This is a genomic window from Marinobacter salinisoli, assembly GCF_017301335.1.
Classification (GTDB): domain Bacteria; phylum Pseudomonadota; class Gammaproteobacteria; order Pseudomonadales; family Oleiphilaceae; genus Marinobacter; species Marinobacter salinisoli.
This window is the reverse complement of record NZ_CP071247.1, coordinates 1006585-1021444: the sequence shown is the minus strand read 5'-3', so window position 1 is coordinate 1021444 and position 14860 is coordinate 1006585. Positions and strand designations below refer to the sequence as shown.

Genomic DNA, 14860 nt, shown 5'->3' with positions numbered 1-14860 from the left:
TGTCTTCCTTCCTATCCCCCAAACACCTCGTCGGCATCGTGGAACAGACTCTGGAGTTTCTTCAGAGCGAGCTTCTCGATCTGACGCACCCGCTCGCGGCTGATACCCATATCATCGGAGATCACCTGAAGGGTTTCCGGTGCCGGCAAGCCCAGGCCAAAACGGCGAGATAATATGGCCTGTTCCCGGTCTGTCAGCTCGATGAACATGGAGTCCAGAGCACGGCGACGATCCCGCTGGGCCATGGATTGCTCCGGCACCAGTTGCTCTTCAGCAGCCAGGCTATCGCCCAGGGTGACAGAACCATCAGCGACCAGTGGCGTATCGGTGGAGATCTCTCTCAGCGCCAGCGCCCGCAATTCGTTGATGCGTGACGGCGACGCCTCCATCGCCTTGGCCAGTTCGGCCTGGGACGGAACACGCCCCAGACTCTGGTGCATGCGCAACGACACTTTGTGCAGCTGACGAATCTCGTCCACCACGTTTTCCGGCGTGTGCACCAGTCGGGTTCCGCGCTGCAGGCACCGCTTAACCTCCTCGCTGATCCACCAGTAAGCGTAGGTGGAAAACTTGAAACCCCGGCTCGGATCAAACCGCTCGGCGGCCTTGATCAGCCCCACGTTGGCGTCCTGGATCAGATCGGACATGGCGATGCCCTGCTGGCTGTAGCGCCGTGCGATGTGCACGGCCAGACGCAGGTTACTCTGGATGAGTTTCCGGCGGCAGGCACTGGCCAGTTGCAGGGCACGCCGCATCCGCACGGACGACTCAACTGTGTCGATATCCGGTGCACCAATGACGGTCCGGTAGGTCAACGGGGTATCGTCAGGCAGGCCCGACGCGTCTCTGACCACGCGATAGCAGGTGTTCAGTTTGCGGGAAAGGCGGCGTTCCGCCTCGTCGGTCAACAATTCGTACCGGGACGCATCCCTGAAGTAAAGCCCAACCAGCGTTTCCTTGTCGCCGTCTTGCGGCGCGGTCGGAGACGGTCCCAGCCTTCTGGATTCAAGCATGGCTAAGGGTCCAGTCTGGAATTTAAAGAGGATACGACAATCGGCAGGGGCTGGATTCCCGTCAACACGGGATAGGGGAAGGGAATATATGGGTGGGAGAGAGCTGCCAGGCATACCCAGAAGGGTGATCGGTCAGCGTCCGGAATGAAAAACCCGCATTTGCAGGCCGGCCACCCGGACGCCCCGATCTGGAGGCAAGACTCCCTCCATTACCCGCAGGCGGAGCGACCGGTTCCGCCTGCCGGTAATCCGTTACCCGATGGTCGACGCAGCGACGATCGCGTATTCGTGGTTGTGAGGCTCAATCAGCGCCGCATGCAGCGCGGCAATGGCCTTGTCGTAATGGTCTTCGTCGACCACGAACTGGATGTCCACCTGACGCATGCACTGGTGCATCGCCAGTACACTGATTTCCTCATCGACCAGTGCCTTCACCGAGCGGCCAAGGATGTCCGGTGCCTTCATGTCACTGCCGATGGCAGACACCAGCGCCACTTTACGGGTGCTGATTTCGGCGTTCGGGAACTCTTCCTTCAGCGCCTTGACCACCCGCTTGACGTTCTTCAGGGTGCCATCCACGTAGTGGGTGATGGTGTTGGCATTGGTGTCCTTGGACATGAACCGGACCTTGAAGCGGCCCAGAATCTCCAGAATCCGGCGGTCGGAGCCGGGTTCGCCCTGCATGTCCTGATCGAACACTTCAACGGCAAACACGCCTTTGGTGCCGGCAATGATCTCCACCTGAGGCGTTTCACTGATGTAATCGCCGGTGATCAGGGTACCGGTGTGCTCCGGCTCAAAGGTGTTCATCACCCGCAGCGGGATTTCGTTCTGGCGCAGCCCCTTGCCAGCCTTGGGATGGATAGCTTCCATACCCAGGTTGGCCAGTTGGTCGGCCACGTCGTAGTTGGTCCGGCCCAGTGGCACCACCTTGCCTTCGCCAACGATCTTCGGATCGGCGGAGCTCAGGTGGTATTCCTTGTGGATGATCGCCTCGCGGGCTTCGGTGATCACCGCCACCCGGCTGAAGGTCATCTCGCTGTACCCCCGGTCGAAGGTACGCATCAGGCCTTCCTTGCACTGGGTATAACCGGTCACAATCGGCAGCTCGCGGCTGAGGTCGACCGCATCGAACGCCTGCTTCAGCTTCTGGTCCAGCGGCAGCAGCTCCGCGTCGCGCCAGCCGGTCAGATCGACAAACCGCGCGTTGATGCCTTCCTGCTGGAGTTTCATCGCCGTATTAAAAGCGCTGTGAGCCTCGCCGATCCCTGCCAGCATTTCGCGCACGGTCAGCAGATGCTCTTCCAGCTGGAACTGGCCATAGGAGCAAAGACGCTGCAGATCGATCAGGCAGCCACGCACCCCTTCAATCCGGTCCGTGATGAACTGGTCCGCCTGCTGCTTGAGCATCGGATCTTCGAACAGTTCGCCATTGATGTCGGTGAGCAGCTTGACCAGCTTGGTGAGGTCATCGCCCCAGGCCCAGTCCGATTCTGCGTCGGCGAACAGGGCGTAGACCCCTGGCTCACCGGTTTTCTTGTGTTCCAGCAGTTCGTTGGTGACACCGCCGTACGCCGACACCACGAAAATCCGCTGATAGAGGTCGTCCTTGCTGCGATTACCAATAATGATGTTATCGCGGACAGCCTCGTAGTTACTCATCGAGGTACCGCCGATTTTTTCGACAGTATGTTGTTGAGACGCCATACCTTTGCCTTCGCTAACTGCAGAAATGAGTGGAGTGGAAAAACAAGGCGTCTTAAGACGCCTTGCTGATTCCTTCCTGCATGATTTCATCCACGCATTCTGCAAGGATAGCAGCACCTTTCTTCAGGTCTTCCTCGGACGTGGTGAGCGGCATCAGGCACTTGATGACTTCATCATTCGGACCGCTGGTCTCAATGATCAGGCCCTTCTCGAAGGCACGCTTGGTGATCGGACCAGTGATATCCGCGTCTTTCGCCTCGATACCACGCATCAGGCCACGGCCTTTCATCTTGAACTGGCCCTGGTACTTGTCGCAGATCGCCTGCAGGGCGTCGCCCAGTACCTTGGTCTTGGCCTTCACTTCGTTGGCGAAGGCGTCGTCTTTCCAGTAGGTCTCGATGGCGGCGCGGGCGGTGATGAACGCCATGTTGTTACCACGGAAGGTACCGTTGTGCTCACCCGGTCCCCACACGTCCAGCTCTGGCTTGAACAGCACCAGCGCCATGGGCAGGCCGTAGCCACTCAGGGACTTGGAGACGGTCACGATGTCCGGCTTGATGCCGGCAAATTCGAAGCTGAAGAACTCGCCCGTGCGACCGTTACCCGCCTGGATGTCATCAACAATCAGCAGGATGTCGTGCTTCTTGCACAGCTCGGACAGCCCCTTCAACCACTCGGCGCGACACGCGTTCAGGCCGCCTTCGCCCTGCACGGCTTCAACGATCACAGCCGCCGGCAGTTCAACACCGGAGGAACCGTCGCTCAGCAGCTTGTCCATGATCGCCAGGCTGTCGACGTCTTCACCCAGGTAGCCGTCGTAGAACATGAAGTCGACGTTACCCAGCGGAGTGCCAACACCGCCACGGTGGTGCTTGTTACCGGTCGCGGCAACCGCGCCCATGGTCACACCATGGAAACCGTTGGTGAAGGAGATGATGCCGCTACGGCCTTTCACCTTACGCGCCAGTTTCATGGCCGCTTCCACACAGTTGGTACCGGTCGGGCCGGTGAACTGCATTTTGTAGTTCAGACCACGGGGCTCAAGGATGTGTGTCTTGTACGCTTCGATAAAGTCGTGCTTGGCGGTGGTAAACATGTCCAGACCCTGGGACACACCGTCGGACTCGATGTACTCAAGCAGTGACTTCTTCAGGATGTCGTTGTTGTGGCCGTAGTTCAGGGAACCGGCGCCGGCCAGGAAGTCGAGGTATTCGGTGCCGTCTTCGGCGTAAAGGTGCGCGTTTTTGGCACGGTTGAAGATCACCGGGAAGGCACGGCTGTATACACGTACTTCAGATTCAGTTGACTTGAAAATTTCCATTGTCTTGCCTCTTAGCATGTCAGGTTCGAGGTGAATGCGCGGGAGTTTGTCGGTGGTGCACAGTCGGTCGCAACAAACTCACCGGGCGTTGATTGGAGCCGAATGGCAGGCCTACCTCAGCGGCCTGCCGGCTCGTCAATTCAATTGCTCACGGTTGTTCGCAGTCGGGGAGCGCCGTTTCGGAAGGCCGCTCAGGGCGACTTCGTGAAAGGCCCGATGCGCAGCAAGTGCTCCGAATCGTGCACGCCGCCAAAGTGGGCGTCTTTCTCGAAGTGCTCGTGGTGAGTCAGTTCCGCACCCATGTCTCGGGCGAAAGAGCGGAACAGGGCCCAGGACGCTTCATTGTCGGGCGTGATCGTGGTCTCCAGATGCGTCACGTTCTTGCACGCATCGCGGCCGACGATCTCTTTCAGCATGCGCTTGGCCAGGCCCTGTCCACGACCTTTCTCGTGCACGGCCACCTGCCAGACAAACAGCGTCTCGGGCTTCTGGGGAAGAATGTATCCGGAGATGAAGCCGACCAGGTCGCCGTCGATCTCCGCGGCCACGCCAGTTTCGGCAAAGTGGCTGCACTGCAACAGGTTGCAGTAGATGGAATTGGGGTCCAGCGGAGGACACTCGTCAACCAGCTGGTGAAGTCGAAAGCCATCAGCCTTCGTCGGTGTGCGAAACGTGATGGCGGTGGTATTTGAACCTTCAGATGTCATAGCGTGATTCAGTTCATCTCAAAAAGTTAGTGGTGAATTATATAGACCACAAAATATTTTTCAAGCCGGGCTTTGCCGCACCGACGCGCGCTGGCCAGCCCGCCATGTCAAGCGTAGACCGGCTGACGCTGACCGCCAGTGAAAAGTCCGTTACGAAATCGACATGAAAGACGCCTGCTCCGGCCGCAATGACGTGCCATCGGCGAGGCGCTGGCGGTAGGACAGGGCGGCATCTGATCCGGCCGGCCAGATACGGTCGAAACGTTCAAGCCAGGCGCCGGGATCAAAGGCGACCGGCTGCAGAGACACCGAAACCGCGCCAAGAGCCGCATCGATCACCGACTGCTCGGGGGCGGACAGCCCAATCCGGGTAATCAGCCCACGCGCGTCGCCCTGCAGATTGCCCATCCCGGCCGAGCCATTGTTGACGACAACCCGCCGCCGCTGGCCGACACTGCCCTGCCACAACACCGGCAGGCAGGTATGGGTGCAGGCGATCAGATCGGCACCGGTAAGCGCCAGCCACTGCTCAACCCGGGCCACGCCTTGAGCCTCCGAAGAACCCGGGGAATTCTTTGCAGCACTAAACGACTCATGGGCCAACCCCCACCCGGCCAGAGACTTAGGATCCCCGTGCAGGATCAGAACCTTTAGGCCTCCAAAGATCAGGCAGCGATACCGCGGCAGATCCGACAGTTGTTGTTGCAGATCCGGGTGTCGATTCGCCACCGTTTGCAGTCGTTCCATGATGCGATTGGAACGATCCACCACGCCCTGATCGACAAACTCCGGGTAAGCACAGCCACATCCGGCACCGTCACTGGGATTGGCCAGTTCGTATTCGACATTGCCGAGGCTCACGGTATGGCCCAGAACCCGGGTGTTAATCTCCCGGAACAAGGCATCGTCCGCGTTGAACCAGTTGAAGTCGCCATTGAAAACGAGCCGGACCCGACGCCCCTGTTGCTCTTCCAACCGCGCCAGGCGCTCGATTTCGTCCAATGCCAGAGCGTTACCGTAGAGGCCGCCGATGATGTAGAGCACATCTGCATCGGCAGGTTGCGGGTCGTTACAGAGGTCCTCCGGTCGATACCGGTACGCCAGCGGGCAACTTCGTCCTTCGGTCATCGCACTATCCTCCTTGATCGTTGCTCACGCCTCGCCCGCCGCCAGCGAACGCCCCGCCAGCCGGCGTAACACCAGCGGCAGAAGGAATCCGGCGGAACAGAGCAGGAAGCCATAAGCGTTCACGCCCAGCAGCAGGGCATACTTGCCCTCACCAATGGCCCAGCTCGCGGGAATCAGCCCGACCGCCAGCAACACGCCAAGGCCCAGACCGGTCCAGAAGCTCAGATGAAAACTCCACGGCGACCAGCGGGTAAGGCCGTAGAACAGAAACACCGGCGCCAGCCCCATCACCATGGTGCCGGAGATGGTGGTGGCCTTGAGAATGTCGGTGCCGGCGAACATCGGCAGGTTACCCGCGAAGGCAAAGATCACCATCACGACCGCACCCACACGGATGCTGGGCAGGCGCTCACTCGCCCTCTGGGCCAGCCGGGGCAGGTCCACGGCCAGCGACTTGGCCAACGACGTAAAGGTGGAATCCAGCGTCGAGCCGGCGGACGTCATCATCACCACGCTCATAAAGAACAACGCAGCGAGCCCCAGCGACTGCCCCACCGCCGCAGGCGCATTACCCATAACCTCAATGCCGTTCAGCCGGGCGTGGACACCCACCAGGCTGAAGATAAACACCGCCACAAAGCCCAGCAGACCGGCCACCACGAAGCTCTTGAGCATGGTCTTTTCCTTGTTCACGAAGCCCCGGTCGGTCAGCACGGGATCATGGAACGGGTAGCTGAACATCTGCAGCAGGGCCACCAGCAACAGGTCGAAGCCCGCATCGAGCCGGAACTCGCCATTGCTCAACAGCGCGCTGGTGTCGTTGGCCGGAACAATCAGGAACAGCACCGCGCCCACGAAGAACACAAACACCACGGCCTGAATGACATCGGTAAAGATTGACGACCGGAGCCCGCCTTTCAGGCTGTAGGCCAGGGTGAAGAGGGTGAACAGCATGGCCGCCGCGTAGTATTCCCAGTCCCCCGGCAGGCCGAAGTAACCACCGACCACGGCGGTGTTGCTCCACACCTCGTTGTACAACCGGATCAGGATCGCGGCAGCAAACGCCAGTGCAGCCAGTCGGCCAAAGCGCGAGGTGAGGAAGTCCTGCAGGCTGCGGGCGCCGGTCTGGGTACGAATCAGGTAAATGATGTAACCGGCCACCGGGATCGACAGCCAGTAACTGGCGTAGGCCAGGCCACCGGTCACGCCATAGGCGGCGCCCAGGTTGGCGGCGTTGGTGACGGATTTGGCAAATATCCAGCTGATAAAGATACTGGCGGTCAGTGACCACTGACCCACCGGGTTGCCCTGATCGTCCGCGCCTTTGTAGAACGAGTCGGCAGTTTTGCTCTTGGGGGACAGCACATACATCACCACCCCATAGACCAACAAAAATCCCCAGAACAGGGCACCTTCAAATGTCGTCATGTTTTACGTCCAAGCAAATAAATCACCGGCGGCAAACCACCGAAAGTAACAGGTGGGTCGGGTGTGCATTTGAACTGGGAAACATGCCTGAGCGCAGCGAGTTCGTTTCCCAGTTCAAATGAATGCCCGGCCCTTAACGCTCTCGGAATTCAGCACCAGTTTGACCGGAGTCCGGGGCAGCGGGGCGATATGCCTTTCTTTAGGAAAAGAACTCGCTTCGCTCAGACACCTTTCCCGGCAGAAAGTCATCTCCCCCCGCACCTGACCCCAGGCGGAAAGCACAGCGCCCGCACTTAGTTAGTTGGGTGTGGCGCGTTGATCAGGCTGGCGCTGAACAGCTGGCACCGAACCGGTAGCAGGAAAAACAGCGGTGATGGCGCAACATGATGCGCTCATCCATGCTCTCCGCCAGCGTCCGGCCAAGGTCGTATTGAGGATCGTCGTCCACCAGCGTGCAGGCATAAACCCGCACCTGGTCGCCCTTCTTGACCAGCATCCGGGTGTAGGTGCACATGAAGTGCGCCCGGCTCTCCTTGGTCGGGTACTTCTCCATACAGCCTTCGGTGATTTCCGGACTGCCGTCATCCGACCCCGGCGTGCCCAGATCCGGGAAGGCGGTGAACGCCAGATCCTCGGGAATACCCGACTCGCGGAAAATGGCCCGGAAGGCGGCTTCCACCTCGGCGGGGTTCTCACCGGTATCGGTCTGACGGGCAATCGATACCTTGAAACCCTTGTCCACCAGCCAGCGGATGCCGTCCAGTGCGCCGTCAAAACTGCCTTCACCGCGGTCCTTGTCGTGCCGGTCCCGATCCGGGAAATCCAGACTGACCCGGAAATGAATCGGGTACGGGTTGTTGATCAGCGGTTCCACCTGATGAACGCGCTTGTGCAACGGCTCGGTAGCATTGGTGAGCACGAAACAGGGCCGGTGCTGGCTGGCGTAATCGAGAATGTTGACGAAATCCCGGATCACAAACGGCTCGCCGCCGGTAAAGGAAAACTGCTCGACGCCCATATCCAGCGCTTCGTGGATAAAAGGCTTCACATCACTGAGCTTCATCCCCGGTATCCGGCCATCACCCGGATGCGACCCTTCCAGGCAGAACGGGCAGGCCAGATTGCAGGCGGTGCCGGTGTGGATCCATAACTCTTTGAGCCGGTCCGCTTCGATATAGCCTCTGGGGTCCCCCTTCCGGGTGTGGGTCCAGCTGTCGAACGCCCGCGCTTCAAGGATTTCCACTGCCGGAATCCGCTTGCGGGCCTCGCGTGTCTCAATCAGGGGCATAAAGGCTCCTTGGGTCTTTCGTATCTTTACCGCGGCGCCAGCCGTGGAGTTTTTCCAGAAGTTTCAGTACGCGCTCCGGCGCGTTGGCGCGTTTCCACTCGCCGGCGGCGTATTTGGCCGATTCGTTCCAGGTCGGGTAGGGGTGAATGGTGCCCAGAATCTTGTTCAGGCCCAGGTTATGCTTCATGGCCAGAGTGAATTCCGCCAGGATTTCCCCGGCATGGGCGCCCACCACCACGGCCCCCAGGATTTTGTCCTTACCCGGCGGCGTCAGTACCTTGATAAATCCATACGCTTCGCTTTCGGCAATGGCCCTGTCCAGATCGTCCAGTCCGTAACGGGTGACCTCGACGGCGATGCCTTTTTCCCGCGCCTCGGCCTCGCTCAGGCCGACCCGTGCCACCTCCGGTGAGGTAAAGGTCACCCAGGGCATCACCCGGTAATCCACCTTGAATCGCTTGAACTGTCCAAACAGACCATTCACCGCGGCATACCAGGCCTGGTGCGCCGCCGCGTGGGTAAACTGATAGGGCCCAGCGACGTCGCCGCAGGCAAACACGTTCGGGTAGCGGACACTCATGTCGTCCTCTACCGGCACCGCCCCGTTCGGCAGTGGCTCGATGCCGATGCGCTCCAGGCCTAGCCCGTCGGTGTTCGCGCTCCGGCCCACCGCCACCAGCACCTGATCGAAGGGAATGCGAACCTGCTCGCCGTGGTGGTCGCAGATCAGGACTTTTTCCCCGTCCTCGATGCGGAATTCGCGGGCACTGTGGTTCAGCCGGACATCTATGCCGTCGGCCTCGAACTGCGTCTGCACCGCCTCGGCAACATCCGGATCTTCTTTGGCCAGAATCTGCTCCCCGCGCTGCACCTGCACCACCTGGGAACCGAGGCGGGCAAAAGCATGGGCCAGCTCCGAACCAATCGGACCGCCACCAAGAACCAGCAGCCGTTGTGGCTGTTCTTCAATCGACCAGAGATTGTCGGAATGCAGCGGATTCATATCCGCCAGCCCCGGAATCGGCGGCAGGGCCGGCTTGCCACCGGTGGCGATGACGATGCTGCGGGCAGTCAGCCTTTCCTGACGGCCGTCGGGATAGGTCACCTCCAGCTCCCAGGGCGAGATAAAGCTGGCCTTGCCGGCAATGCAGTCGACACCCAGCTTGCGATAGCGCTCGGGTGAATCGTGAGGCTCCACGGTGGCAATGATCCGGTGCACCCGTTCCATGATGTTCTTGAACGACCCTTTGACCGGCACAGACTCCAGGCCATAGCGGTTGGCATGGCGCAGGGTATCCGCGGCCCGGGCCGTGCGGATCAGCGCCTTGGACGGCACGCACCCGGTATTCAGGCAGTCGCCGCCCATCTTGTTCTGCTCGATCAACGCCACCTTGGCTTTTACCGCCGCGGCAATGTAGGCCGACACCAGGCCGGCTGACCCACCGCCGATCACCAGCAGGTTGTAATCGAAGCTTTCCGGCTTCTGCCAGCCGGCATAGACCCGGCGGCGGCGGATGAAGCCGACAACAAACTTGGCAATCAGCGGGAACAGCCCCAGCAAGGCAAAGGACAGCAGCAAATCCGCTGAGACAATGTCGGAGGTGGACTGTATCTGCGCCAGCTGAGTGCCGGCATTCACATACACAAAGGTGCCCGGCAACATCGCCAGCCAGCTGACCAGCGCATAAGTGCTCAGCTTCATGCCCGTCAGCCCCATGGCGATGTTGATCAGGAAGAACGGGAACACGGGCACCAGACGCAGGGTGGCCAGGTAGAAGGCACCGTCCTTTTCAATGCCCCGATCCATGCGCGCCACGGTGGCCGCGTATTTTTCCCGCAGGGTATCGCGGGCAAGGAAACGGGCGACCAGAAACGCAATGGACGCACCGATGGTGGACGCGACAGACACGGCCGCCAGGCCATAGAGGTTGCCGAAAAAGGCACCGCCGGCCAGCGTCATGATGGCGGCGCCCGGCAGGGACAAGGCGGTGACCAGAATGTAGATCAGCGTGTATCCGCCAATCGCCAAGCCGGTGTTGTCGGCGATCCATGCCTGCAGGCTTTGTTGATGGGTTTTCAGGTAATCCAGGGTCAGCACTTCCTGGGCGCCACTGGCCCAGAAGGTCACCACCACGGCGACGATCGCCAGTATCATCAGCCACTTTTTCCGGTTCATCACATCATCCCGTGTTGTTGATTTGATACTGCACTGATGCCAAGTCCCCGACATTGTTACAGTTGTCTTGAATAATTTCTTCAAAAGTCGCGCTTCGAGGCAGAGACTACGCTAGAAACTTCACAAAAGTTTCACCGCACCGCCACGAAGCCCGCACACCCGCCCAAACTGTTATAAGCTGAGAAAGAGCAATGGTTTTCCGGCCGGTTGGCGGAAACCTTCGGGACGATTCATGGACAAACCAGGAACGGAAAACAGGGAGCAGACACGTGCGCACCCCCACCGCGCTTGACGAACAGAGTCTGGTCGACGGCTTGAAACGGGGCGATCAGTCCGCCTACGAGCAGGCCGTATCGGAACATACCGCTGGCATGCTGTCGGTGGCACGGTTTTACGTGGATCCGTCGACCGCTGAGGAAATTGTGCAGGATTGCTGGGTCACCGTCATTGACGCAATCCAGCGTTTTGAAAGTCGCTCCAGCCTGAAAACCTGGCTCCATCGGATTGTCGCCAATCGCTGCAAGAACCGTCTGCGAACCAGCAACCGGGAAATCACCACGGATTTCGGAGAAGTCCTGGAACCGGAACTGGACAGCCGATTCAAGCCCTCCGGCCGCTGGTCCACGCCGCCAAAACTGCGTTTCGAGGAAACCGCCGATGCGTTGATGGAAAACGGCGCCCTCAGCGATTGCCTGGACAAGCACCTGGGCGCACTGCCCGAAACCCAGCGCTCGGCGCTGATTCTGTACGAGGCGCATCAACACAAATCCGAGGATGTCTGTAACATTCTGGATGTCAGTGCCTCCAATTTGCGGGTGCTGTTGCACCGGGCACGGCAGAAAATATTCTTGATGGTGGAAACGTTCCAGGAGACAGGCGAATGCTAATGTGTCGTGACCTGGCAGGTATCGCCAGCGACTACATCGACGGCGAACTGAGCTTCGGCCAATCCGTGTCCGTGAAAATGCATCTGATGATGTGCAAGGACTGCCGCTCGTTCATCGGCAATCTGCGCATGAGTACCCGGCTGATGCAGGGGCATTCCTCGGCCCAGGCGGATGACGAGGTGATCGACCGCATCCGGCAGCGGGTCAGTTCGGCCCTGCAGGAACGTCAGCCGCCTTCCGGTCCCGGCCAGTGAGCACTGGATCTTGCCCCCGAGGCTGACTCAGGCCCTGCGCGTCGCCACCCGCCGGTGCTGCTCATCCGCCAGCGCGGCGGCCCACAGCTCCACATCGATCGGCAGGCTGCCGGTGATCTCCAGCGCGCGATCTTCCAGCGTTTCCTGCAACGCACCCGGGTGCGCCGCCACCCTCTGATCCCGGTGCTTCAGCAGCGCCTCGATCTGGGGCCGGAAACACCGCACCATGGCCGTCAGCCATTGATTCACCGGCCAGCTCGGATAGGCATGGTCCATCTCGAACCGACCCAGGGCCGGAACGATCCGGCTGGCCGGCAACCAGCTTTCATCGGTCACCCACCGGTTCACCGCAAACAGGTCGGTCGGGTAACCCCAGGCGTCCATGGAAATGGCCACCAGATGCACCACCTGGTCTTTCCCCACCGGACCAAGCACCGGAGCCTCGCCCATCGGAATGGCGCCATCACGGAGAAACAGGTGAAAATGCCCATGCTCGCCATGATCGGTGCGGTGGGCATGATAGTAATACTGTGAGGCGGTCGCCGAATCGAAGACATCCCCTTGCGGGTAATGATCCAGCTCGTAAAACGGACCTTGCCCCTTGAGTACCTCGCCAACGATGTTCAAGCCGGCCTTCTCCAGTACCCGGTAGCACTCCCGGATGTCATCCACGGCTGCCAGGCTGGCGCGGATCTGCCGGTCCGTCAGTGTCGACAACGCCGGTATGTGAAGCTGTGTCATTGCGTTCTCCTTGCCGGCGGCGGCCGGTCTCTGCCGGGCCGCCCTGCCGACTGTGTGCCAGATCCCGGTTCTAAGCGGCTTCCGGTTTACCTGCCTTCACCCGTGTCGATGCACAGGGATTCTTGCCGGCGCACGGATTCTTGGTAGCGCAGGGGTTTTTCGTGGCGCAAGGGTTCTTGCCCGCGCAGGGGTTACAGGCACCACACTTGCCGCTCTTCAGGGCACAGGGATTGGCCGCCAGCTCAACCCGGACTTTTTCGGTGTAGGCCGTCAACGCCGCCAGCTCTTCGCTGTCCCAGGGCAAGGGCTCGGCTGCCATCGGCTGCACCATGCAGATCTGCACCATTTCATCCAGATGCACGCTCGCCATACCGAATATGTCCCGGGCCATGGCCACCGAGTGCGGGTAAGCGTTGGCAAACGTCGCTTTGAAGCCGGCACCATCACTGTGACAGCTTGCACACGACAGGCCGTTGGTGCTCAGGGACGTGTCATTGAACAGCGTTTTGCCCAGCGCCAACAGGGCACAGGGATTGCCCTCGTACGGCTGATAGCCGTCGGGCCGGGTTACCCGCTTGGCGGCACAGGGGTTGGGTTTGGCCGCGCATTTGCCGCCGGCCGCGCAGGGATTGCAGCCTTTGACTGCGCACGGGTTGCAGCCCTCGGTGGCACACGGGTTACAGCCTTTCACGGCACAAGGATTCTTGCCCGCACAGGGGTTCTTGGCGGCGCAAGGGTTCTTGCCCGCGCAGGGATTGCATCCGGCCTTGCACTGCTGGCCGGCCTTGCATTGGCCCTTGCACGGCGAACAGGGATTACAGGCAGCGGATACCGCTGCGGGCCCCGCCAGCAAGGCGGTCATCAGCATGGCTGACCACCAGGTGGTGCGCCGGTGTTCACCCGACGCCCGGATAGCCTGTCGAAGTGGGTGGAGATTGTTGTTCATGGTGTTCTCTCCCTCGTTTCATCGTCGGTGGCCCGTTTCGGACCGTTGTACCGCGCAGGGCGGTTAACAGGGAGACACATGAATTCTGCAACTATTACACCCGGACACCGAATTATTGATGCTCGAAGATTCCAGTGTCCGGGTGGAAGGTGTACCAGGCAAACCAGAACGCCCGGGTGGCCGGCAACAGTGTCCCGTTTTCATCCCTCAGCTCGGCCGCCGGAACGTCCGGGTCATAGACAACCGTGACCGCCTTGCCGCCGATGTCGTCCTGCAGCAGACCGCCGTGTTTCGCCAGTTCGGGAAACGGCCAGGCCTTGGCCTCCCCGTTGTGAACCCAGCCCAGCACCCAGGTTTTCGGGTGGTATTTCCGGCTGGTCTGGCTGACCGGAAAGTAGAGACGCTCGGACTGACTGTAATTGCCGTAAGGGGACTTCAGATAATCTCGGCGGTAACCGGTGTCGGTGGACAACACCCGGCCTGCCGGCCCGGCGCGTTCGCGCCAGCCCTGCCAGCGTTCATGCCGGACCGGCACACGTTCAAGTTTCTTCCCGGCCAGCGGCCCGGAAACCGCCCGGCCTTCGATTTGCGACCATAAGGACTCGGTCTGGTGGTCGTACATCAGCAGGTCGCTGTTGTAGAGCAGGCCGGACACACCGAAAGATAGTTCCCGGCCATCAACCACCGGGCTGAAGCCAATGCCGGTGCCGCACAGGGGGCAGAAGGTAATCAGCAGGGGCTGGCCATTCAGCTCCGTCTGGACGATCTCGTGCCAGTTCAGAATGCCCACCGGAAAAGCCAGGCTTTGGCGTTGATCGTCGTACGTAAGCATCAGGTCGCCAGCCGCCCAAGGCTGGCTCTCGGCCGGTTTCTCAAAGCGCGGGTTCAGCAATGCCGGGATGCCATCCCGGGGCGGCCCGCCCCGGAGAATCTGTTCGGGAGGGATCAGCGCCGCCCCCAGATCAAAACCGTTTTTCTGCTGCGCCACCGCCGGCACCGGCAGCAGCAGAACAAGGCCAAGCAAGCACACCAGCCCGGGCCCAGACACCCTTTGCCGTACCGTCTTCTTGATCAACATCATGCGTCCCCCTCAAGCCGGACGCCCGCGGAAAAGCGCCCATCCCATCAGGGACACGGCCAACGATTATTTGTTACGTCAGCTCATGCAGACCGCCGACCCGGGGGCCAGCAAACCAATCTCAAGGAAAGCACGTATCGAGGCATCGCCTCTGCATGTTAGGCTATTGAGCCCTTTTGGCTCTAT

The 14860-nt window shown here is 60.5% G+C and carries 13 protein-coding genes; 2 read left to right on the top strand and 11 right to left on the bottom strand.

Annotated features, from left to right (window positions below; translation table 11 throughout):
• Window positions 1-11: 11 nt before the first annotated feature.
• From LPB19_RS04570 to LPB19_RS04535, 8 genes are all read right to left on the bottom strand, one after another.
• The gene (locus tag LPB19_RS04570) at window positions 12-1013 is read right to left on the bottom strand and encodes a sigma-70 family RNA polymerase sigma factor (RefSeq protein ID WP_206644929.1); all 1002 of its coding nucleotides are present in this window, start codon (window positions 1011-1013) and stop codon (window positions 12-14) included.
• 252 nt (window positions 1014-1265) lie between these two features.
• Window positions 1266-2720 carry an aspartate kinase gene (locus LPB19_RS04565; protein ID WP_206644928.1) on the bottom strand — a complete coding sequence of 485 codons (1455 nt, stop codon included), beginning with the start codon at window positions 2718-2720 and terminating at the stop codon, window positions 1266-1268.
• Between the two features lie 52 nt (window positions 2721-2772).
• Window positions 2773-4041, bottom strand: coding sequence for a diaminobutyrate--2-oxoglutarate transaminase (gene ectB, locus LPB19_RS04560; RefSeq protein ID WP_206644927.1), 1269 nt, complete (start codon window positions 4039-4041; stop codon window positions 2773-2775).
• Window positions 4042-4232: 191 nt separating this feature from the next.
• Window positions 4233-4748: a diaminobutyrate acetyltransferase gene (gene ectA, locus LPB19_RS04555; RefSeq protein WP_206644926.1), complete on the bottom strand. Its 516-nt coding sequence runs from the start codon at window positions 4746-4748 to the stop codon at window positions 4233-4235.
• A 150-nt stretch (window positions 4749-4898) separates the two neighbouring features.
• Window positions 4899-5876, bottom strand: coding sequence for a hypothetical protein (locus LPB19_RS04550; RefSeq protein ID WP_206644925.1), 978 nt, complete (start codon window positions 5874-5876; stop codon window positions 4899-4901).
• Between the two features lie 24 nt (window positions 5877-5900).
• On the bottom strand, window positions 5901-7304 hold the full coding sequence (locus LPB19_RS04545; protein ID WP_206644924.1) for a sodium:solute symporter family transporter: 1404 nt from the start codon (window positions 7302-7304) through the stop codon (window positions 5901-5903).
• A gap of 319 nt (window positions 7305-7623) precedes the next feature.
• The gene (locus LPB19_RS04540) at window positions 7624-8592 is read right to left on the bottom strand and encodes a radical SAM protein (protein WP_206644923.1); all 969 of its coding nucleotides are present in this window, start codon (window positions 8590-8592) and stop codon (window positions 7624-7626) included.
• Entirely contained in the window at window positions 8579-10768 is a 2190-nt protein-coding gene (locus tag LPB19_RS04535) for an FAD-dependent oxidoreductase (protein WP_206644922.1), read from the bottom strand. The genes LPB19_RS04540 and LPB19_RS04535 overlap by 14 nt, the downstream gene beginning before the upstream one ends.
• A gap of 269 nt (window positions 10769-11037) precedes the next feature.
• Here LPB19_RS04535 and LPB19_RS04530 point away from each other — a divergent pair, with 269 nt between their 5' ends.
• The gene (locus tag LPB19_RS04530) at window positions 11038-11655 is read left to right on the top strand and encodes an RNA polymerase sigma factor (protein ID WP_228289211.1); all 618 of its coding nucleotides are present in this window, start codon (window positions 11038-11040) and stop codon (window positions 11653-11655) included.
• Window positions 11649-11909, top strand: coding sequence for a zf-HC2 domain-containing protein (locus LPB19_RS04525; RefSeq protein ID WP_206644920.1), 261 nt, complete (start codon window positions 11649-11651; stop codon window positions 11907-11909). The genes LPB19_RS04530 and LPB19_RS04525 overlap by 7 nt, the downstream gene beginning before the upstream one ends.
• A gap of 27 nt (window positions 11910-11936) precedes the next feature.
• On the opposite strand, the gene LPB19_RS04520 is transcribed toward LPB19_RS04525, so the two are convergent.
• The 3 genes from LPB19_RS04520 to LPB19_RS04510 all read right to left on the bottom strand — a co-directional run bounded on the left by LPB19_RS04520 (window position 11937) and on the right by LPB19_RS04510 (window position 14677).
• Window positions 11937-12650, bottom strand: a complete 714-nt coding sequence (locus LPB19_RS04520) for a DUF6969 family protein (protein ID WP_206644919.1) — start codon at window positions 12648-12650, stop codon at window positions 11937-11939.
• Window positions 12651-12720: 70 nt separating this feature from the next.
• The gene (locus LPB19_RS04515) at window positions 12721-13596 is read right to left on the bottom strand and encodes a c-type cytochrome (RefSeq protein ID WP_228289210.1); all 876 of its coding nucleotides are present in this window, start codon (window positions 13594-13596) and stop codon (window positions 12721-12723) included.
• 112 nt (window positions 13597-13708) lie between these two features.
• Window positions 13709-14677: a DUF3179 domain-containing protein gene (locus LPB19_RS04510; protein ID WP_228289209.1), complete on the bottom strand. Its 969-nt coding sequence runs from the start codon at window positions 14675-14677 to the stop codon at window positions 13709-13711.
• Window positions 14678-14860 lie beyond the last annotated feature (183 nt).